The sequence below is a fragment of the Salinarimonas chemoclinalis genome, from assembly GCF_041514305.1.
Classification (GTDB): Bacteria; Pseudomonadota; Alphaproteobacteria; order Rhizobiales; family Beijerinckiaceae; genus Salinarimonas; species Salinarimonas chemoclinalis.
Genome location: NZ_JBGMWH010000006.1, coordinates 85778 through 104223, shown reverse-complemented (window position 1 = coordinate 104223; position 18446 = coordinate 85778). Strand labels below are relative to the sequence as shown.

Annotated in this window: 19 protein-coding genes and 1 tRNA gene; 3 read left to right on the top strand and 17 right to left on the bottom strand. The window is 73.3% G+C overall.

Going from position 1 to position 18446, the window contains the following annotated elements; all coding sequences use genetic code 11:
• Positions 1-14 precede the first annotated feature (14 nt).
• From tenA to tpiA, 3 genes are all read right to left on the bottom strand, one after another.
• A complete protein-coding gene (gene tenA, locus AB9M23_RS12250; RefSeq protein ID WP_372424831.1) occupies positions 15-692 on the bottom strand; it encodes a thiaminase II in 678 nt (225 codons plus the stop codon).
• A gap of 129 nt (positions 693-821) precedes the next feature.
• The gene (locus AB9M23_RS12245) at positions 822-1196 is read right to left on the bottom strand and encodes a DUF2794 domain-containing protein (protein WP_372424830.1); all 375 of its coding nucleotides are present in this window, start codon (positions 1194-1196) and stop codon (positions 822-824) included.
• Between the two features lie 125 nt (positions 1197-1321).
• Complete coding sequence (tpiA, locus tag AB9M23_RS12240; RefSeq protein WP_372424829.1) at positions 1322-2083, bottom strand: triose-phosphate isomerase; 762 nt, start codon at positions 2081-2083, stop codon at positions 1322-1324.
• Positions 2084-2209: 126 nt separating this feature from the next.
• On the opposite strand from tpiA, the gene AB9M23_RS12235 reads away from it, so the two are divergent.
• Positions 2210-2294 (top strand) — tRNA-Leu (locus AB9M23_RS12235).
• A gap of 80 nt (positions 2295-2374) precedes the next feature.
• On the opposite strand, the gene AB9M23_RS12230 is transcribed toward AB9M23_RS12235, so the two are convergent.
• The 4 genes from AB9M23_RS12230 to AB9M23_RS12215 are packed head-to-tail and all read right to left on the bottom strand — an operon-like array spanning position 2375 to position 8462.
• The gene (locus tag AB9M23_RS12230; protein WP_372424828.1) at positions 2375-5596 is read right to left on the bottom strand and encodes a reductive dehalogenase; all 3222 of its coding nucleotides are present in this window, start codon (positions 5594-5596) and stop codon (positions 2375-2377) included.
• Between the two features lie 21 nt (positions 5597-5617).
• Entirely contained in the window at positions 5618-6928 is a 1311-nt protein-coding gene (locus tag AB9M23_RS12225; protein WP_372424827.1) for a TRAP transporter large permease, read from the bottom strand.
• Positions 6925-7428: a TRAP transporter small permease gene (locus AB9M23_RS12220; protein ID WP_372424826.1), complete on the bottom strand. Its 504-nt coding sequence runs from the start codon at positions 7426-7428 to the stop codon at positions 6925-6927. The genes AB9M23_RS12225 and AB9M23_RS12220 overlap by 4 nt, the downstream gene beginning before the upstream one ends.
• Positions 7429-7466: 38 nt before the next feature.
• Positions 7467-8462 (bottom strand): TRAP transporter substrate-binding protein, encoded by a 996-nt coding sequence (locus AB9M23_RS12215; protein WP_372424825.1) that lies wholly within the window; start codon positions 8460-8462, stop codon positions 7467-7469.
• Between the two features lie 149 nt (positions 8463-8611).
• Between AB9M23_RS12215 and AB9M23_RS12210 the strand changes: the two genes are divergently transcribed.
• The gene (locus AB9M23_RS12210) at positions 8612-9184 is read left to right on the top strand and encodes a MarR family winged helix-turn-helix transcriptional regulator (RefSeq protein ID WP_372424824.1); all 573 of its coding nucleotides are present in this window, start codon (positions 8612-8614) and stop codon (positions 9182-9184) included.
• Between the two features lie 82 nt (positions 9185-9266).
• On the opposite strand, the gene AB9M23_RS12205 is transcribed toward AB9M23_RS12210, so the two are convergent.
• The 7 genes from AB9M23_RS12205 to AB9M23_RS12175 all read right to left on the bottom strand — a co-directional run bounded on the left by AB9M23_RS12205 (position 9267) and on the right by AB9M23_RS12175 (position 15660).
• Positions 9267-9497 (bottom strand): hypothetical protein, encoded by a 231-nt coding sequence (locus AB9M23_RS12205; RefSeq protein WP_372424823.1) that lies wholly within the window; start codon positions 9495-9497, stop codon positions 9267-9269.
• A 129-nt stretch (positions 9498-9626) separates the two neighbouring features.
• Entirely contained in the window at positions 9627-10595 is a 969-nt protein-coding gene (locus tag AB9M23_RS12200) for an ABC transporter ATP-binding protein (RefSeq protein ID WP_372424822.1), read from the bottom strand.
• Entirely contained in the window at positions 10592-11623 is a 1032-nt protein-coding gene (locus AB9M23_RS12195) for an ABC transporter ATP-binding protein (protein ID WP_372424821.1), read from the bottom strand. The genes AB9M23_RS12200 and AB9M23_RS12195 overlap by 4 nt, the downstream gene beginning before the upstream one ends.
• Entirely contained in the window at positions 11624-12664 is a 1041-nt protein-coding gene (locus AB9M23_RS12190; RefSeq protein ID WP_372424820.1) for an SIS domain-containing protein, read from the bottom strand.
• Positions 12661-13464 carry a GntR family transcriptional regulator gene (locus tag AB9M23_RS12185; RefSeq protein ID WP_372424819.1) on the bottom strand — a complete coding sequence of 268 codons (804 nt, stop codon included), beginning with the start codon at positions 13462-13464 and terminating at the stop codon, positions 12661-12663. The genes AB9M23_RS12190 and AB9M23_RS12185 overlap by 4 nt, the downstream gene beginning before the upstream one ends.
• A complete protein-coding gene (locus tag AB9M23_RS12180) occupies positions 13461-14342 on the bottom strand; it encodes an N-acetylmuramic acid 6-phosphate etherase (protein ID WP_372424818.1) in 882 nt (293 codons plus the stop codon). Before AB9M23_RS12180 ends, AB9M23_RS12185 begins: the two co-directional genes overlap by 4 nt.
• A gap of 127 nt (positions 14343-14469) precedes the next feature.
• Positions 14470-15660 carry a CaiB/BaiF CoA transferase family protein gene (locus AB9M23_RS12175; protein ID WP_372424817.1) on the bottom strand — a complete coding sequence of 397 codons (1191 nt, stop codon included), beginning with the start codon at positions 15658-15660 and terminating at the stop codon, positions 14470-14472.
• 105 nt (positions 15661-15765) lie between these two features.
• On the opposite strand from AB9M23_RS12175, the gene moaD reads away from it, so the two are divergent.
• Positions 15766-16017 (top strand): molybdopterin converting factor subunit 1, encoded by a 252-nt coding sequence (gene moaD, locus AB9M23_RS12170; protein WP_372424816.1) that lies wholly within the window; start codon positions 15766-15768, stop codon positions 16015-16017.
• On the opposite strand, the gene AB9M23_RS12165 is transcribed toward moaD, so the two are convergent.
• The 3 genes from AB9M23_RS12165 to AB9M23_RS12155 are packed head-to-tail and all read right to left on the bottom strand — an operon-like array spanning position 15960 to position 18378.
• Entirely contained in the window at positions 15960-16787 is an 828-nt protein-coding gene (locus AB9M23_RS12165; RefSeq protein ID WP_372424815.1) for a HesA/MoeB/ThiF family protein, read from the bottom strand. The two genes, moaD and AB9M23_RS12165, sit on opposite strands and share 58 nt — an antisense overlap.
• Positions 16784-17239, bottom strand: a complete 456-nt coding sequence (locus AB9M23_RS12160) for a SufE family protein (RefSeq protein ID WP_372424814.1) — start codon at positions 17237-17239, stop codon at positions 16784-16786. The genes AB9M23_RS12165 and AB9M23_RS12160 overlap by 4 nt, the downstream gene beginning before the upstream one ends.
• An 11-nt stretch (positions 17240-17250) precedes the next feature.
• A complete protein-coding gene (locus AB9M23_RS12155) occupies positions 17251-18378 on the bottom strand; it encodes an anhydro-N-acetylmuramic acid kinase (protein WP_372424813.1) in 1128 nt (375 codons plus the stop codon).
• Between the last annotated feature and the right edge of the window lie 68 nt (positions 18379-18446).

Below are 18446 nucleotides of genomic sequence, written 5' to 3'. Positions count from 1 at the left end.
GGGCCGGGCGCACGTCAAACCGGCCAGCGCTCGAGCCGGTACGCGCCGTCCCAGAACAGGTACTCGAGCCGGGTCGCCGCGGTGTAGGCCTCGTGCATGCGCGCGACGAGGCCGGGCGCCGCGTCGGCGGCGGCCTCGTTCGTCGCCTCGATCATGCGCGCCACGGCGTCGTGGAACTCCTCGCCGGCATAGGTGTCGATCCAGGCCTGGTAGGGGTTCTGCGGCGCGGCGCGGCCGTGGATGTCGCGCCCGACCTCGGCGTAGATCCAGAAGCAGGGCAGGAGCGCCGCGAGCACGACCTCGTAGGGCTCGGCGAAGGCGGTCGCCGTCAGGTAGGAGACGTAGTGGTGCGCGCTCGGCTGGACCGGCGTGGCCCGGAAGGCTGCGGCGTCGATGCCGTACTGCTCGAAGAACGAGCCGTGCAGCGCCCGTTCCACCACGATCGCCCCCTCCGCCGCCTTGACGAACTGCACGATCCGCTCCGGCTCGCGCGCCTTCGCGGCGGCGAGCGCCAGCGCGCGGCCGAAGCCGATCAGGTAGTGCGCGTCCTGGACGATGTAGTGGACGAAGCGCTCGCGCGAGAGCCGGCCCTGCGCCAGCTCGGCGTTGAAGGGCATGGTGCGGATCGATTCGTAGGCGGCGGCGTTGCGCGCCCAGGCGTCCTCGGAAAAAGCGTCCTTCGAGACGGGCATGCGGTCTGTTCCTCGCGGCTGGTGATCCCGGTTCCCCGCACCTCGCGCAATCGCGTGGCGATTTCCAGCCCCGTCGGCGCACGCCCGTGTGGGCGCGGTCCGCGACGCCGGGCTCGCTCCGCGCCGCGTTCACTCGACGACGCGCAGCGCCTTGCCCTCGAGCACCCGCAGCACGCGGCCGAGTTCCTGCCCGCGCTTCATCACGAGCCCCGAGGCCGCGACGACGGCGTAGGCGCCCTGGCGGCGGGCGAGCTTGGGGTCCTTCTCGATGCGGTAGAGCGGCATCTCGGAGGCGCGCCGGAACACGGCGAAGACGGCCTTGTCCTTGCGGAAATCGATCGCGTAGTCGCGCCATTCGCCGGCGGCGACCATGCGGCCGTAGACGTTGAGGATCGTCCGCAGTTCGTCGCGATCGAAAGACACCCGGGCGTCCTGCGCCTGCGCGGCGGGGAAGGACACCACCGTCCCGCCGCGCTGGGGCTGCGCCGTCTCGCCGTCGCTCATTGCGCCTCCTCGCCTCGGCGGCCGCTCTCTCCGGCAGCGCTCGGGCCGCCCGTCATCGTCCCGTCATGATGGAGACGGCGCGCCCGCGGTGCAAGCGGGGGCGCGGCCAGGCCGACCGCGGCGCCTCAGCGCCGCGGCGCCGCCTCGGCGATGGCGAGGAAGTCCGCAGCCTTCAGGCTCGCTCCGCCCACCAGGGCGCCGTCGACGTTGGCCACAGCGAGGATCTCGGCGGCGTTGCCGGGCTTCACCGAGCCGCCGTAGAGGATGCGCATGGCGGCGACCTCGGCGGCCGGCGCCTTCGACGCCAGTGCCGCGCGCACGGCCTCGTGCATCTCTCCGATATCCTCGAGCGTCGGCACGAGGCCGGTGCCGATCGCCCAGACCGGCTCGTAGGCGATCACCGTCGTGGCCGCGGCGATCCCTTCGGACAGCGACCCGTCGAGCTGCCCGCGCACGACCTCGAGGGCGCGGCCGGCCTCGCGCTCCTCCCGCGTCTCCCCGACGCACACGATCGCGACGAGCCCGGCGCGATGCGCCGCCGCGAGCTTGGCGCGCACGGCGGCGTCGCTCTCGCCGTGGTTTGCGCGGCGCTCGGAATGGCCGACGATGACGTGGGTCGCGCCCGCGTCGGCCAGCATCTCCGCCGAGACGTCGCCGGTATGCGCACCCGTCGACTGCGCATGGCAATCCTGCCCGCCGACGGCGACGCCGGATCCGCGCAGGCGCTCGGCCATGCGGTGGACGAGGGTGGCCGGCGGGCACAGCGCGAGGTCGACCCGCCCGGAGAGCGCGCCCGCCCCCGCCTTCACGGCGTCCGCCTCGGCGAGCGCGGCGGCGAGGCCGTTCATCTTCCAGTTCCCGGCGACGAAGGGGCGGGGCTGCGTCATGTCGTGCTCCAGTTCGGCTGGTCGGGCGTCGGCGCCGTTCCTACAGCCTATCGCGCGCGGGCTCAAATCGCGCGGCGCGGGCGTCGCGTTGATTTGCGCCCGCGCCGATGCTACCTCCATGGCGTGGCCCCTGTGGCGGAATTGGTAGACGCGCTCGACTCAAAATCGAGTTCCGCAAGGAGTGCTGGTTCGATCCCGGCCAGGGGCACCACGAGCTTCGGAGGCCATCGCTCGTCTCGTATAGGCCGCGCGTCCTCCGGCCACCGGGCCGCCACTGCGCACGACGCCGGGCTACAGGTCCACCGCGATCTCGCCGTCCGCCTCGGCGGCGCGCGAGCAGCAGAGGATGACCTTCCGCTCGCGCTCGCGCGCGGAGAGCGCGAAATCGCGATGGTCGACCGCGCCCGAGACGAGCCCGGCCGCGCAGACTCCGCAGATGCCGCTCGAGCACTTGGTCTCGACGTGCACGCCGATGCGCGAGAGCGCGTCCGTCGCGCTCTCGTCGGCCGCGACGTCGACGGACCGGCCGCTCGTCGCCAGGACGAGCCGGAAGGGGAAGCTCGGCCGGTCGGGCTCCTCGGGCACGGCGAAGTACTCGCGATGCAGCGCCTCCTCCGGCCAGAGGTTCGTCCGCGCGGCGTCGAGAACCGCGTCCATGTAGCGAACCGGCCCGCAGGCGTAGAGATGCATGCCGGGCGCGTAGGCCGCCGTGAGCGCGGCGAGGTCGGCGCGGGTCCCCTCCTGCGAGCAGTGCAGATGCATGCGGTCGCCGAACGGGGCGGCGAGGAGATCCCGCGCGAACGGCGCGCGGTCACGGCTCGGGCAGGAATAATGCAGCGCGAAGTCGCGGCCGAGCGCGTGCAGGCGGTGGGCCATCGGGATCATCGGCGTGACGCCGATGCCGCCGGCGAAGAGCAGCGAGCGGGTCGCGTCCTCGACGAGCGGGAAGTGGTTGCGCGGCGGCGAGACGAAGACCCGCCGCCCCGGCCGGAAGGCGCGGTGCATCAGCTTCGAGGCGCCCTTCCCCTCCGCCTCATTCAGCACGCCGAGCACCCAGCGCGAGCGGTCCGCGGGATCGCCGGCGAGGGAGTATTGCCGCAGGTATTCAGGCGCGATGACGACGTCTACATGGGCGCCGGGCTCGAAGGCGGGCAGCTCCGAACCGTCCGCCGCGACGAGCTCGAACCGCGCCGTGTCGGCAGTCTCCTCGATGCGCGCCGAGAGCACGGTCGCGATCACCGGCGGCGGGCCGTCCGGCATCCGGAACGGCGGCGCGAGCCCCTCGATCTCGCCGGCGACGAGCTTCCGCTTGTAGACGTCGGGCGTGAGCAGCGCGCGATACCGCGCGATGCCGGCCTCGTGGTCCATCGGGAACGGAACCGGATAGGGCGGCGGCATGGCGTCGGCGGGGTAGACGGCGAGCGTCTGGTCCTCGTAGCGCAGGTCGAGCGTGGTCTGGAGTTCGCGTCGATTCGTCTGCGCGGCGGGGACGTAGGCCATCGTGGCGGGGTCCATGTCGATGTCCCACCACCACTTCTTGACCTTGTTCTGCCGCCCGTTCCCCACCGCGTCGTCGAGCTTCGCCAGCGCCTTCGCAAGGAAGGGCGCCTTCATGGCGAGCCAGCGGAACGGCGCCTCCTGGAACAGGCCCTCGAGGTTCCACGGGCAGGTCTTCATGCAGCGCCCGCACATCGAGCCCGCGTCGTTGGTGATGCGGTAGCGGGCGCATTTCTCGGCGTCCGACTTCCAGATCTCGTAGCCGTTGTACATCAGCTTCGGCCCGGCGGTGATCGCGCCGGACGGGCATTCGCGAGCGCACTTGTTGCAGCTCCCGCAGAAGCTCTGCAGGCCGAAATCGATCGGCTGGTCGTGGGCGAGCGGCATGTCGGTGGTGATCACGCCCGACTTCAGGCGCGGGCCGAGATACGGGTTGAGGATCACCTCGCCGATCCGGCTCACCTCGCCGAGACCCGAGAGCAGCAGCAGCGGCGGCTGCAGCACGTCGCCGTCGAGCACCGAGTGCACCCTGGCCGAATAACCCAGCCGCCGGATCTGCTCGGCGACGATGCCGCCGATCAGCGAGGTGCGCAGATACGCGCGCATGGACTGCGCGGCGGAGATCCAGTCGTCCCCCGTCGTCCCATCCATGGTCTCGTGGCCCTGGTCGACCAGAATCGAGATCGCCTCCGCGTGATAGGGCGTGACCGCCTCGCCGGCGGCGTCGTGGGAGTAGTAGGCCCAATCCGGGCAGCGGGAGATCCCCACGGCATCCGCGCCGAGGAAGTAGAGCGCCGCCTTGACCGCGTCCGCGTTGGCCTGCGGGTCCCGCGCCTCCGGCGCGGGCGCGCGATGCGCCTCTCCCTGCTGGAGCAGCAGCAGCGCCCCGAGCGCCCGGCGCGAGCAGTAGCCGAGCGGGTTGCGCAGGACGTAGAAGCCGTTCTTCGCCTTTTCCTGCACGGCCTTGCCCATGTCGCCGAACAGCGCGCGGGCGAAGAAGTCGGCCCGCTTGGGGAAGCGCGGCACGCGCGGCTCGTCGATGAAGGTGGTGGGTTTCTCGCGCCGCGCGATGCGCTCGAACGGGTAGGCGCCGTCCTTGAAGCGGCGGCGGGCATAGGGCAGCCGGTCGCGGGCGCTCTTGAGCGTGCCGCGCCCCGCCCACCAGGCCGGGCCGTGGGAACGCAGCCGCTCGGCGAGGCCGCGGGGGGCGAGCGGGCGATCGGTCTCGACGTCGAGCGTCGTCGTGACCGCGGCGAGCGCGTAGCCGCGGCCCAGATAGGGGTTCGTCGCGCGGCCGTCCGCGCCGATCTCGTTCAGCCCCGCGGCGACGCCGAGCCGCTCGAGGTCGACGTCGGAGGAGGTCGCGGTGTGGGCCCTTGCCCCGTGACCGAGCAGGCGCAGGTAGTTCGCCAGCACGACCGCCGCCTCCGCCGCGCGCACGGCCGAGCGCGCCCGGGTCGTGCCGGCGATCCAGGCCGCGCCGGGCTCGGCCGGATCGGGCTCTCGCGGGTCCTCGACCAGGACGACGATGGAATGGGTGTGGTGGTCGATCGGCCCGGGCGGGGTCGCGGCGGCCTCCTTCACGTCGGCCATGATCACGTCGATGCCGGACGAGAAGGTCTTGGTCTGGCCGCTCTCGATGCGCGCGACGAGCGCGTCGAGGGCCGGGTTGCGGGTCGGCTGCGCGAGGCGCGCCTCCCGGGGCAGGCGGCAGATCCCCATCTGGCTCGCGTCGAAGAAGTAGCCCGCGGCCTTGAGGTTGGCCGCCCGCTCGCCCGGGTCGTCGGGGATCGGCGCCTTCGACGCGGCGACCGCGCCCTCGCGGATCGCGTCGAGCATGCCGATGAACAGCCCGATGGCGCCGTCGATCGTGCCGGCGTCGCCGGAGGCGTCGCAATCGAGCGCCGCGTGCGGCGGCAGGCGTGAGAGATCCGGCGCGGCGTCCCGCCGGGCGAGGCGCTCCAGCGGATAGGGGCCGAGATGGACGGGGCGGTTTCGGGTGGAGAAGAAGCGCATGGGGTCCGTCGGGTTTGCCCGTCAGGGCGTCGCGAACATCGCGTTCGGCAGCGTGAGCGCGATCTCGGGGAAGAGGACGAGGAGGGCGATGCACACCAGCATCGCGCCCCAGAAGGGCATCACGCCCGCGAAGATCGTCTCGAGCCCGGCGTCCCGAGCGATGGTCGAGACGACGAAGCAGTTCACCCCCACCGGCGGGCTGATCAGGCCCATCTCGAGCACGATCACCATGATCACGCCGAACCAGATCGGGTCGAAGCCGAGCCCGACCACGACGGGGAAGGTGATCGGCAGCGTGATCACCATCAGCGACAGCCCCTCGATGACCATGCCGAGCACCGCGTAGAGCGCGACGATGATCAGGATCGCCGTATAGGGTCCGAGTTCGGCCGAGACGAAGCCGTCGGCGACGATGCCGGGCAGGCCGGAGAGCGCCACGAAGGGCGCGAAGACGTTGGCGCCGATCAGGATGAGGAAGCACATCCCCGTCGTGCGCAGCGTGTCGAGCAGGCAGGCGGCGAGCGTCTCGACGGTGAGCCCGCCGCGGAGCGTCAGCATGACGGCCGCGAGGAAAGCGCCGACGCCGGACGCCTCCACGGGCGTGAACACGCCCGTGTAGATGCCCCCGATCGTCACCAGGATGATGCCGACGATGCCCGTCGCCCGCCACAACGAGGCGATGCGCTCGGCCCAGGTCGACGCCGGGCCGCTGGGTCCCTCCTCCGGGCGCAGGCGCACGACGATGGCGATCGTCACGAGGAAGAGCGCGGTGAGCAGCAGTCCCGGCAGCACGCCCGCCATGAACAGGCGCCCGATCGACTGCTCGGTGAGGATGGCGTAGAGCACGAAGCCGGTCGAGGGCGGGATCAGGATGCCGAGCGTGCCGCCCGCCGCGATGGCGCCGGTGGAGAGCCGCTTCCCGTAGCCGTAGCGGCGCATGTTCGGGTAGGCGACCCGCCCCATCGTCACCGCGGAGGCGATGGAGGAGCCGGAGAGCGCCGCGAAGCCGGCGCAGCCGACGATGGTCGCGCCCGCGAGGCCGCCCCTGCGCGCGCCGAGCCAGCGATGGGCGGCGTCGTAGAGATCCTTCGACAGCCCCGCCGCCGAGGCGAGATTGCCCATCAGGATGAACAGCGGCAACACCGTGAGCTCGTAGTGCGAGGCCGTGGCGAAGGCCTGGCCCGAGAGCATGTAGGCCGCGGAGGTCGGGTCGGTGAGCACGACGAGCCCGGCGAGCCCCGCGATCATCATGGCGACGCCCACCGGCACGCCGAGCCCCATGAGGGCGAACAGCCCGAGAAATCCGAGGACCCCGATAACCGCGGCGCTCACGACCCGAGCCTCCCGCGAAGAACGCCGACGGCGAACAGGACGGCCGAGACGCCGAAACCCGCCGAGAGGACATAGTAGAACGGCCCGTACGGGATGCGCAGCAGCATCGTCGTCTCCCCGAACATCGCCGCCTCGCCGCCGTTCACGAAGCAGCGCCAGGCGAGGTAGGCGAGCACCGAGGCCGACGCCGCATAGGCCGCGCGCCGCACGAGCCCGCCGGCCGCCGGCCGCATCCGGTCGACGAGCGCCGTGATGGCGACCGCCCGGTCGCTCGCGACGCACAAGGGCACGGAGGCCGCGACCACGACGGCGAGGATCACCTGGGTGAGGTCGTTCGCCCCGAGGATCGGCGCGTTGGCGAAGGACCGCAGCAGCGCGTCGGCGACGGTGAGCAGCATCAGGGCGACGACGCCGACGCCGCCGACGACGGCGATCGCCGCGCCGGCGAGTCGCTCGAGCCGCGTGCCGCCGCCCGTCGGCCGATCCGAAACCGGGTCCATGCTCTCGCCTTTCGCCCGATCGCGGGACCTCGGCCGGCTCAGTTCGCCGCCGCGAAGCGGGCGACGAAGGCTGCGCCGTCGACGCCGACGGCCTCGCCCTGCGCCTTCAGCTCCGCGGCGACCGGGGCCGCCATGGCCTCGACGAAGGCCGCGCGCGCCTCCGGCTCGAGCGCGATCAGCTCGACGTTCGCGTCGCGCAGCATGGCGATGCCGCGATCCCCCGCCGCCTTGAAGGCCGCCGCCGCGCGCATCGAGAGGTCGCGCCCGGTGAGCGAGTCCAGCACCGCGCGCTGCTCGTCGGAGAGGCCCGCGTGCGCGCCCCTGTTCATGATCAGAGTGAAGGTGGAGAGCGCGCCCGGCACGTTGGTGGTCACGTGCCGGGCGACCTCGTGGAGATTGTAGGAGCCCACCGCCGAGGCGTCGATCATCACCGCGTCGACGACGCCGGTGCTCATGGCATTGTAGACGTCGGTCGCCGGCAGCGAGACCGGGATGCCGCCCCAGGCCTCGACGATCGCCGCGGTGACCGGATCGGGAATGCGCACCTTGAGGCCGGAGACGTCCTCCAGCGCGCGCACGGGCCTCTCGCGGCTGAACAGGATCGAGGGGTTGTTGGTCCAGAAGGCGAGGAGCTCGACCTGCTCGAAATCGCCCTCGAGCGCGTCGATGTTGTCCCAGATCGTCGCGGTCGCACTCTCGGGATCGGCGAAGAGGCCCGGCACGTGCAGCATCACCGAGCGCTGGAACTGCGTGGGGGTGTATTGCGGCAGGTTGAACGCGATGTCCGCGATGCCGGTGACGGCGCGGCGGTACTGCTGGTTCGGCCCCGCGCCGAGTTCCCCGGCGGGGTAGACCTTCACGGTGAGCGCGCCGTCGGTCCTCGCCGCGATCTCCTCGGCCAGCGGCGTCATCACGTGCCGGTCCATCGGATGCTGCGGGGACATGAAATGGGCGAGCTTGAGCTCGGTGGCGGACGCGGCCGCGGCGCACGAGGCGGCGACGGCCACGATCGCCGCGATGGCGATGCGTCGCATTCTGGTTTCCTCCCGTTCGGGTCCCTCTCGACCCGCGCGCGCCCGGTTCGGCGCATTCTTGTTGACGGGTCAACATAGCAGACGGCCGCGACGGCGACAACCTTTCCTCCAGGCGCGAAACACGCTTTGGTGAGGCGTGGAGGCGCGCGATGACGGACGAGAACGGCGGCGACGGGATGGTCCCGCCTCGAGGGGGGCGGCCGAGCGAGACGGCGCGACGCGCGCGCGGGCCGAGGCGCGCGGCCGATCCCCTGCCCGAGCCGCCGCCGGTCGAGACGACCGTCGACTTCACACGGCTCGTGCTGCACCAGGTGGTCACGTTCTCCACCCGCTTCGTGCAGGCCGTCGCCTCGACCTACACGCAGCGCCACGGCATCGGCCTGCCCGAGTTGCGCACGCTCTTCCTGCTCGGCCGCTACGGAAGGCTCGCGCCGATCCGGCTCGCGGAGCTGGCGGGTACGGACCGAGGCACCGTCACGCGGGCCCTGCGCACGCTCGACGCGCTGGGCCTCGTGGTGGTGCGCGCCGATCCGGCGCACGGCCGCCGCACGGCCGCACAGCTCACGCCCGACGGGGCCGCCCTGCACGACCGCCTGGCGCACTTCGTCGACGGCCGCAACGCGTGGCTCGAGGGCCAATTCGGCCCCGGGGAGCTGGACACGCTCCTGGACCTCCTCGGCCGCCTCGACGAGCTCTCGCGGCGCCTGCCGACGGACCCCTGAGCCGGACGCGGGCCGGGCCGAGGACGCGATCTGGCTGCAGCGACGATCCCGCACCGGCGCATCGCCGTTCGGGCGCCGACGGTCAGCTCTCGAAGACCACCTTCACGCCGCGCTGCCGGAAATAGGCCTGCATCGTCTTGCGGCCGGATCGGTTGTTCTGCGGCAGCCGGGCCGGGTCGAACCGGGCCTCGCCGGCGCCCGCGGCGGCGAGCGCCTGTTTCAGGCGGGCGATGTGGTGGTCGATGTCCTCGTTGTCGTTGGCGAGGGCCGCGTAGATGTCCTCGGTCACCGCCGCGATCGTGTCGACATTCATCGATTGCGTCTCCTTGGAGCGTTCGTCCGTTCCGTCGCCCCCTTCTATCCCATTCGCGCCGAAAACCGAGCGCTGGAAGACCAGCAGTGCGGCGACGGCGCAGGGAAACCGGCGACGCGATGGTCTCGCTCACGCGCGCCAGCAGGCCGCGGCGTGCCCCGGCGCGACGTCCGCCAGGGGCGGAACGGCCTCGCGGCAGCGGTCGACGGCGAGCGGGCAGCGCAGATGGAAGGCGCAGCCCGGCGGCGGATCGGTCGGGTCCGGCACCTCGCCGTGCGTCGGCGCCGCGAGTCCGCCGCCGGCGCGCTTCGAAGCGACCACCTCCTTGACCGGCCGCGGCACGGAGGCGAGGAGCGCGCGCGTGTAGGGATGGCGCGGGTCCGCGAACAGCCGGTCGGCGGGGGCGAGCTCGACGAGCTTGCCGAAGTACATCACGCCGACCCGGTCGCTGACGTGGCGCACCACCGAGAGATCGTGGCTGATGAAGATCATCGACAGGCCGAGCCGTGCCCTGAGCGCGACGATCAGGTTGATGATCTGCGACTGGATCGAGACGTCCAGCGCCGAGACCGGCTCGTCGGCGATGATCAGCGCCGGGTCGAGCGCCAGCGCCCGGGCGATGGCGATGCGCTGGCGCTGGCCGCCGGAGAACTCGTGCGGGTAGCGCGCGGCGGCGTCCGCGGGCAGGCCGACGAGATCGAGGAGCTCGGCCACGCGCGCGCGCCCGCCCGGCACGCCGTGGACCACCAGCGGCTCGCCGACGATGGTGCCGACCGTGTGGCGCGGGTTGAGCGAGCCGAACGGGTCCTGGAAGATCATCTGCACCTGCCGCCGCGCAGCCTTCAGCGCGCGGCCGGAGAGCGCGGCGAAATCGACGCCCTGGAGGCGGATCTGGCCAGACGTGGGCTCGATCAGCCGCATTACGGCGCGCCCGAGCGTGGTCTTCCCGCAGCCCGATTCGCCCACGATGCCGACGACCTCGCCGCGCCGCACCGTCAGGCTCACGTCGTCGAGGGCGCGCAGGGTCGCGCCGGAGCCGTCGCGGTAGTGCTTGACGAGGTTGCGCACCTCGAGCAGCGGAGCGTCGGTCTCGGTCATGCGGGGTTCCAGCAGGCGAAGGCGCGCGCGCCGTCGCGCGCGATGGGAGGCGGCTCCGCGCGGCAGCGGTCGAGGGCGGCGCCGCAGCGCTCGGCGAAGGCGCAGCCCGCCGGGCGCGCGCCCGGCGGCGGGACGTTGCCGGGGATCGACGGGAGCGGCGTCCCGGGCGGGTTCGAGGAGGGGATCGTGTCGACGAGCGCGCACGTGTAGCGGTGGCGCGGCGCGCCGAGCGCCTCGACGATCGGCCCGGCCTCGACGATGCGCCCGGCATACATCACGCAGACCCGGTCGCAGATCTCGGCGACGACGCCCAGATCGTGCGTGATCAGCAGGCAGGCGAGGCCCATGTCCCGGCGCAGGCCGTCGATCAGCGCCAGGATCTGCGCCTGGACGGTGACGTCGAGCGCCGTCGTCGGCTCGTCGGCGATGAGCAGCTTCGGCGAGCAGGCGAGCGCGATGGCGATCATCACCCGCTGGCGCTGGCCGCCCGAGAGCTGGTGCGGGTAGCGCGCGAGCTGCGCCTTGGGATTGGGCAGGCCGACGCGGTCGAGCAGGTCCGCGGCCCGGGCGAGCGCGGCGCGCTCGGAGAGACCCTCGTGGATGCGGATCGGCTCGGCGATCTGGCTGCCGACGGTGAAGACCGGGTTGAGCGACGTCATCGGCTCCTGGAAGATCATGCCGATCGCGCGCCCACGCAGGCGCCGCATCTCCGGCTGCGGCAGCCGGGCGAGATCGCGGCCCTCGAACAGGACGCGCCCGCCCGAGACCGCGATCGGCGGCGTCGGCAGGAGGCCCATCACCGAGAGCGCCGTCACGCTCTTGCCGCAGCCGCTCTCGCCGACGAGGCCCAGCATCTCGCCGGGGGCGACGGAGAAGGAGACGTCCTCGACGAGCGGCGTCCCGCGCAGCGAGAGCGAGAGGTTCTCCACCGACAGGATCGGCGCCCGCGCCGTGGCGGGCACTGGACGATCGCCGTCGGCGGCCGGCGGCGCGGAGCCCTGGGCGCCTGGAGGTGTCCCGAGAACCATTCAGAGCGTCTCCGTGACCTTCTCGAGATGCGGCGGGGCGTCTGGATCGTAGCCCATCGCGCGGGCCGTGCGGGCGATCATCATATAGGCCGGGGCGAGGAACGCGATCGCGTCGCAGACGGGATGGTCGTCGCCGATCCAGGGCAGGCGGGTCGCCGGCCCGCCGGCGAGGTGGGGCGGCAGGTCGGCGGCGTCGAGCGCGCCGACGAGGGCGTCCACGGCCGCGGCGGTCTCGTCGCCGACCCGCAGGGCGAGCACCGGCGTCCGCGCGCCCACCGCCGCGCGCGGCCCGTGCGGCAGCTCCGCCGCGGAATAGGCCAGAACCGGCAGCCGCAGCACCTCCATCGCCTTGAGCGCGATCTCGCGGGCCGCGGAGAAGCCGTAGCCGCGACCGGTGACGAAGGCCGCAGTCGCACCCGCCAGCGCCTCCCCGGCGGGCGACCAGTCGAGCCCGCAGGCGCGCTCCAGCCGCTCGGGCAGGCGGGCGAGCGCCGCGAGGAGATCCGTGTCGCCGGTCACGCGCGCGACGAGCAGCGCGCCCAGCGCCATCGCCCCGATGACGCTCTTGGTGGCGGCCACGGAGCGCTCCGGGCCGGCCCCGATCGGCAGCACCCGTTCGGCCGCCTCCGCCACCGGCGAGGCGTCGTCGTTGACGAGGGCCACCGTCAGCGCGCCCGCCGCCCGCGCCGCGCGGGTCGCGGCGACGAGGTCGGGACTGCGGCCGGATTGCGAGATCACGACGAAGAGCGCGCCCGCGAGATCGAGCCGCGCGTCGAGCGCCGTGACCACGGACGGCGCGGTCGTGCTCACGGGGATGCCGAGCTTCGCTTCCAGGAGGTAGCGCAGATGCACGCCCGCATGGCCCGAGCTGCCGCGCCCGCAGATCGCCGCGATGCGAGGCGGACGCGCGGCGAGCGCGGCGGCGAGGGGAGCGATCCGGTCCGGATCGGCGAGCATCCGGGCGACGACGCCCGCGGCTTCGCGGGTCTCGCGCACGAGCGCGGTTCCCTCGACGTCGTCCGTCGGGTGGTCCCTGGTCATGAGCCGGCCCTCGGTTGCGGCCCGGAGCGCACGTCCCGGACCTCGGCGACGAAGTCGTAGCGGTCCCCGCGATAGGCGGAGCGGGTCAGCTCCACCGCGCGCCCGTCCGGCAGATAGGCGCGCCGCTCGATGCGCAGGACGGCGGCCCCGGTGGGCACGCCGAGGAGACGCGCCTCCTCCCGGGTGGCCAGCGAGGCCTGGAGCCGCTGCAGCCCCCGCGCCGGCTCGTAGCCCCGCGCGGCGAGCGCCTCGTAGAGCGATTGCTCGACGCTGTCGGGGCCGGGCAGGAAGACGGTGGGCACGGTCGCGCGCTCGATCGCCAGCGGCTCGCCGTCGGCGGTGCGCACGCGGGCGAGGCGCACGACCCGCGTGCCGAGGTCGAGGCCGAGCGCCATCGCCTCCTCGGACGTGGCGACACCCGCCGACCGCTCGATCCAGACCGCGCCGGGCTCCAGCCCGCGCCCACGCATCTCGGCGGAGAAGCCGGCGAGCAGCGCCGCGGATTGCTGGATGCGCGGGGCGATGTAGGTGCCCGAGCCGCGGCGGCGCGAGAGCAGGCCCTCGCGCAGGAGCAGGTCGAGCGCCTTGCGTACGGTGACGCGGGAGACGCCCCCGATCAGGCTCAGCTCGCGCTCGGACGGCACGGCCTCGCCCACGCGGATCGCCCCCTCCGCGACGCGGGCGCGGATCTGCTCGGCGAGCTGCAGGTAGAGCGGCGTCGGGCTCGCCTGGTCGAGAGCGAGATCGAGGCCGTGCCGAAGCGCGGGTGCGGGCGAAGGTGCGGGCGACGGCGCGGTCATTGCAGGTCCGCGAGCGCGAGGCGCAGGTTGCCGGCGCTCGCCGCGAGCCGCGCGCGCGCCGCATCGGGCTCGGCCCCGAGAACGACGAGCACCGCGACCTTGATGTCCCCGTCGCCCTCGGCGAGCGCGGCGCGGGCGGTCTCCTCGTCGCAGCCGGCGATGCGCGCCACGATGATCTCCGCGCGCCGCCGGAGCTTGGCGTTGGCCGCGCGCATGTTGACCATCATGCCGCGGTACACGCGGCCCATGCGCAGCATGATGCCCGTCGAGATCAGATTGAGCGCGACCTTCTGCGCCGTGCCCGCCTTCATGCGGGTGGAGCCTGCGATCGGCTCGCCGCCGGTCTCGATCAGGATCGGCCGCTCGGCCGCCGCGAGCAGCGGCGCGTCGGCGTTGCTGGCGATGCCGATCGTGAGCGCGCCGGCGGCGCGGGCGCGCGCGATGCCGGCGATGGTGAAGGGCGTCGTGCCGCTCGCGGCGACGCCGATGGCGACGTCCGCCGGTCCGAGCGCGGCGGCGTCCATCGCTGCGACGGCAGCGTCCTCGTCGTCCTCCGCGCCCTCGGCGCTGGCGACGAGGGCGCCCTCCCCGCCGGCGATGGCGAAGACGAGCCGCTCGCGGGGCCAGTCGAAGGTCGGGGTCAGCTCGGCGCCGTCCTGCACGGCGATGCGCCCGGACGTGCCCGCCCCGAGATAGACGAGCCGCCCGGCCTCCCCGAGCCGCGACGCGGCGTCGTCGACCGCGCGCCCGAGCGCCGGCAGCGCAGCGCGCACGGCGGCGACCGCGGAGAGCTGCCCCTCGAGCATGGCCTCCAGCGCCTCCCCGGTCTCCCAGGCGTCGAGATCGACGTAGCGCGCGCTGATTCGCTCGGTGGACATGATCGGCTCTCCTGCGGATGAGACCAATCTAGTGCCTTTGAGCCGCAGGAACAATACCAATAGGTGCCGGGCCCGCCACTCTCGGCCAGGCTCCCAACCGCGGGCGCCCAGCGCGAGCCCGGTGGCCTCAGATCGTTCCCGCCTGTGCGAGCCCGGCGATCTCGTCCTCGCCCATCCCGAGCCATTCCGCCAGCACCTCGGCGGCGTGCTCGCCGAGGCCCGGGGCGCCGCGGCGGATCGTGGTGGGGGTGGCGTGGAGCTTCAGCGCCGGGGCGGGGAACGGCACCGAGCCGAGCGTCGGGTGCGGCACGTCGACGATCATGCCGCGGGCGGCGACCTGCGGGTTGTCGACCACGTCGCCGATCGTGGCGACGCGCTCGGCGGTGACCTCGGCTTCGTGGAGGCGGTGGAGGATCGTCTCGCCGTCGTGGCCTGCCGCCCAGTCCTCGATGATGCGCTCGAGCGCGGCGACGTTCTCGTTGCGCGCGGCGAAGTGGGCGAAGCGGGGGTCGGCGGCGAGATCCGGCATCTCCATCGCCGCGGCCAGGCGGGGGAAGTGCGCGTCGCTGCCGGCGACGACGTAGATCCATGTACCGTCGCGCGCCTGGAAGCAGTGGGAGGGCGAGAGGTAGCGGTCGCGGTTGCCGCGGCGGTCCGGCTCGCGGCCGAAGAGGATGCGCTCGGGGATCGCGGTGGTGAGCATGGAGAGGCCGGAATCCATCAGCGTCGCCTCCACCACCTGGCCCCGGCCCGTGCGGGCGCGGGCCTGGAGCGCCGCGAGCGCTGCCATCGCGCCGTAGAGAGCGGTGGCGTAGTCGCACACGAAGACGCCCGCCATGGTCGGCGGGCCGCCGGGCGGGCCGGTCATCGCCATGATGCCGGAATGCGCCTGCGCCGCGCCGTCGAAGCAGGGATGGCGCGCGAGCGGCCCCTCCTGCCCGAAGCCGGAGATGCGCACCATGACGAGGCCGGGGTTCTCGGCCGACAGCGCCTCGAAGCCCAGCCCCATCGCCTCCATCGTCCCTGGCCGGAAGTTCTCGACGACGATGTCCGCCGCGAGCGCGAGGCGCCGGACCAGGGCGAGGCCGTCGGGATCGCGGAAGTCGACGGCAACGCCGCGCTTGTTGCGGTTCGTCGACAGGAAGAACAGCGTGTCGCCCTCCACCGTCTCCCCGACGCGGCGCCCCTCCTCGCCGCCGTCGATGCGCTCGACCTTGACCACGTCGGCGCCGAGATCGCCGAGCGCCTGGGCGCAGAAAGGACCCGCGATGTAGCGCGAGAGATCCAGGACCTTGATGCCGTCGAGCGCCGCGCTCATGTCGATCTCTCCATGTATCACGCCCGCCGGAGCGAAAATATACCCCGACGAACACTTGACATTACCAGCTTTATTACTTCAGGATACCTCCAATGGGAGGTCTCCATGAAGGTGTCCTACTTCTCCTGGCTGCGCACCAAGACCGGCGTCGCGTCCGAGGACGTCGCGCCGCCCGAGGGCTGCCGTACGGTGGCCGATCTCGTGGCCCATCTCGCCGGTCGCCATCCGGCGCTGGCCGAGATCGCCGACGCGCCGGGCGGCATGCGCTTCACGGTCAACCGGCGCTACGTCGAGCCGCATCACGAGCTCTCCGCGGGCGACGAGGTGAGCTTGTTCCCGCCGGTGACGGGCGGCTGAGGCGCGTCGCAGACGGGGCAGCCGGCCCGGCGCGGCAGGTGCGTGTGCGCCACCTCGTGGCGCCAGGCGTCGACCATCAGCAGCGTGCCCGACAGCCCCTGGTCGTCCCCGAGGATCTCGCGGATCACCGCGGTCGCCTGCATCGAGCCGAGAATCCCGAGCGCCGGACCGAGCACGCCGATCTCCGCGCAGGACGGGGTCAGTGCACGCGGCGGCGCGTCCGGGAACAGGCAGCGGTAGCAGGGGTGCGGCGGGCCGAGCCAGGCCTTGAACGTCGTGAGGATGCCGTCCGTCAGCTGCGCCGCGGCGCTCACCAGCGGCACCCGCGCGGCGAGGCAGGCGGCGTGGACCGCATCGCGGGTGGCGAAATTGTCGCTGCCGTCGGCGACGACGTCGTATTCCGCGACGAGATCGGCGGCGTTGTCGGGGCCGATGGCGCAATCGTGGCGCACGATCGTCACGTGCGGGTTGAGCGCACGCAGCGTCGCCTCCGCGCTCTCGGTCTTGGGCGTGTCGAGGCGGTCGACGCGGTGGAGGATCTGCCGATGCAGGTTCGAGACCTCGACGAGGTCGAAATCGACGATCCCGAGCGTGCCGACCCCGGCGCCGGCGAGATAGAGCAGCAGCGGCGAGCCGAGCCCGCCGGCGCCGATCACCAGGACACGCGCGGCCTTGAGCCGCTCCTGCCCGGCCTCGCCGATCTCCGGCAGCACGGTCTGGCGGCGGTACCAGAGGCGCTCGTCGGCGGTGAGCGGAAGCGACCGGCTCATGACGCGGCTCCGGGTTCGAGATGGGCCCGCGCCGCCGCGCGGATGCGGCGCACGACGAGGTGCAGGCCGTTGGCGCGGCTCGGCGCGAGGCTGCGCCCGGTGAGCAGGCGATCGATCACCGCCGGCTCGTGCGCGAGGATCGCCGCGGGCGGGCGGTCGTCGTAGAGGCGCAGCACGAGGGCGAGGAGCCCGCGCATGAGAGCCGAATCCGACTCGACACCGATCCGCAGCCGGCGCGTCGCGGGATCCCCCTGCACGACGACCCAGACGAGCGACTGGCAGCCGGCGACGCGGTTCTCCTCGCAGCAGGCCTCCCCCGGCAGCCGCTCGATCGCCCGGCCGAGCGCGACGAGGTGGGCGGCGCGGGCGGAGAAGTCCGCGAGGGCGTCGAACTCCGCCTCGATGGCGTGCTCGACCGCCTCGATCGGCTCGGCCTCGAGGGTCGCGCCCATCGCCCCCGCCCTCAGCCGCGCGCCGCGCGGGCGATGCGCCCGCCGGTCATCGGCTCGGGCGCGCCCGTCGTCTCGGGGAAGGAGAGCGGCATCCCGCGCAGCGCGCGCACGGCGAGATAGGCGAAGCACTCCGCCTCCACCGCGTCGCCGCGCAGGCCGACCTCCTCGGCGGGGACGATCGCCGCGCGGGTGCGCCGCTCGAGCTCGCGCATCAGCGCGGGGTTCTTGCGCCCGCCGCCGCAGACGACGAGCCGCTCGGGGCGGGTCGGCAGGATGTCGAGGCCGCGCGCCACCGTGCCTGCGGTGAAGGCGGTGAGCGTCGCCGCGCCGTCCTCGAGCGAGAGGCCGTCCGCCATGTCGGCGGTGAAGTCGTAGCGATCGAGGGACTTCGGGTACGGCGCGGCGAGGAAGGGATGCTCCAGCGCCCGTGCGAGCCGCTCCTCGTCGACGCGGCCCGCGAGCGCCAGCGCCCCGTCCACGTCCATCTCGCCGCGGCCGTGGCGGATGATCCAGTCGTTGATCGGACCGTTGGCGGGGCCGGTGTCGAAGGCGTGGAAGTCGTCCGCGCCGTCCCACCAGGTGATGTTGGCGACGCCGCCGAGGTTGAGCGCGGCGGTCCCCGGCCCGGCGTCGATCTTGCGCAGCAGCGCCGCGTGATAGCTCGCCGAGAGCGGCGCGCCGTGCCCGCCGGCGCGCATGTCGGCGGTGCGGAAGTCGTAGACGACGTCGACGCCCAGCCGCTGCGCCATCAGCGCGCCGTCGCCGAGCTGGCGGGTGTCGCCGGGGCGGCCGGGCTCGGGCGCACGATGCAGCACGGTCTGGCCGTGGAAGCCGACCGCCGCGACGTCCGCGGGGTCGAGTCCGGTCTCGGCCATGAAGTCCGCCACCGCCTCGGCCTGGGCCAGGGTGAGCGCCCGCTCGGCCTCGGCGAAGATCGCCGGCTCGGGTCCCTCGAAGCGCCAGGCCAGCGCCGCGCGCGTCGCCTCGGCGAGGAGCGCGCGGATGTCGGTCTTGTAGGGCGCGAGACGCCAGGCGCCGAACTCCACCGCCCGCTCCCCGTCGGTGCGGATCGAGGCGACGTCGATCATCCCGTCGAGTACCGTTCCCGTCATCAGGCCGATGGCCCAAACCGGCTGCATGCGCGTCTCCCCGAACCCCGCCGCCCCGCGACTGGAAGGCGCCCGGCCGCGGCGGCGTGCGGCCGGGC

Coding starts and splice junctions, on each gene's coding strand:
- tenA (WP_372424831.1), bottom strand. CDS start 692: ATGCCCGTCTCGAAGGACGCTTTTTCCGAGGACGCCTGGGCGCGCAAC.
- AB9M23_RS12245 (WP_372424830.1), bottom strand. CDS start 1,196: ATGAGCGACGGCGAGACGGCGCAGCCCCAGCGCGGCGGGACGGTGGTG.
- tpiA (WP_372424829.1), bottom strand. CDS start 2,083: ATGACGCAGCCCCGCCCCTTCGTCGCCGGGAACTGGAAGATGAACGGC.
- AB9M23_RS12230 (WP_372424828.1), bottom strand. CDS start 5,596: ATGCGCTTCTTCTCCACCCGAAACCGCCCCGTCCATCTCGGCCCCTAT.
- AB9M23_RS12220 (WP_372424826.1), bottom strand. CDS start 7,428: ATGGACCCGGTTTCGGATCGGCCGACGGGCGGCGGCACGCGGCTCGAG.
- AB9M23_RS12215 (WP_372424825.1), bottom strand. CDS start 8,462: ATGCGACGCATCGCCATCGCGGCGATCGTGGCCGTCGCCGCCTCGTGC.
- AB9M23_RS12210 (WP_372424824.1), top strand. CDS start 8,612: ATGACGGACGAGAACGGCGGCGACGGGATGGTCCCGCCTCGAGGGGGG.
- AB9M23_RS12205 (WP_372424823.1), bottom strand. CDS start 9,497: ATGAATGTCGACACGATCGCGGCGGTGACCGAGGACATCTACGCGGCC.
- AB9M23_RS12200 (WP_372424822.1), bottom strand. CDS start 10,595: ATGACCGAGACCGACGCTCCGCTGCTCGAGGTGCGCAACCTCGTCAAG.
- AB9M23_RS12195 (WP_372424821.1), bottom strand. CDS start 11,623: ATGGTTCTCGGGACACCTCCAGGCGCCCAGGGCTCCGCGCCGCCGGCC.
- AB9M23_RS12190 (WP_372424820.1), bottom strand. CDS start 12,664: ATGACCAGGGACCACCCGACGGACGACGTCGAGGGAACCGCGCTCGTG.
- AB9M23_RS12185 (WP_372424819.1), bottom strand. CDS start 13,464: ATGACCGCGCCGTCGCCCGCACCTTCGCCCGCACCCGCGCTTCGGCAC.
- AB9M23_RS12180 (WP_372424818.1), bottom strand. CDS start 14,342: ATGTCCACCGAGCGAATCAGCGCGCGCTACGTCGATCTCGACGCCTGG.
- AB9M23_RS12175 (WP_372424817.1), bottom strand. CDS start 15,660: ATGAGCGCGGCGCTCGACGGCATCAAGGTCCTGGATCTCTCGCGCTAC.
- moaD (WP_372424816.1), top strand. CDS start 15,766: ATGAAGGTGTCCTACTTCTCCTGGCTGCGCACCAAGACCGGCGTCGCG.
- AB9M23_RS12165 (WP_372424815.1), bottom strand. CDS start 16,787: ATGAGCCGGTCGCTTCCGCTCACCGCCGACGAGCGCCTCTGGTACCGC.
- AB9M23_RS12160 (WP_372424814.1), bottom strand. CDS start 17,239: ATGGGCGCGACCCTCGAGGCCGAGCCGATCGAGGCGGTCGAGCACGCC.
- AB9M23_RS12155 (WP_372424813.1), bottom strand. CDS start 18,378: ATGCAGCCGGTTTGGGCCATCGGCCTGATGACGGGAACGGTACTCGAC.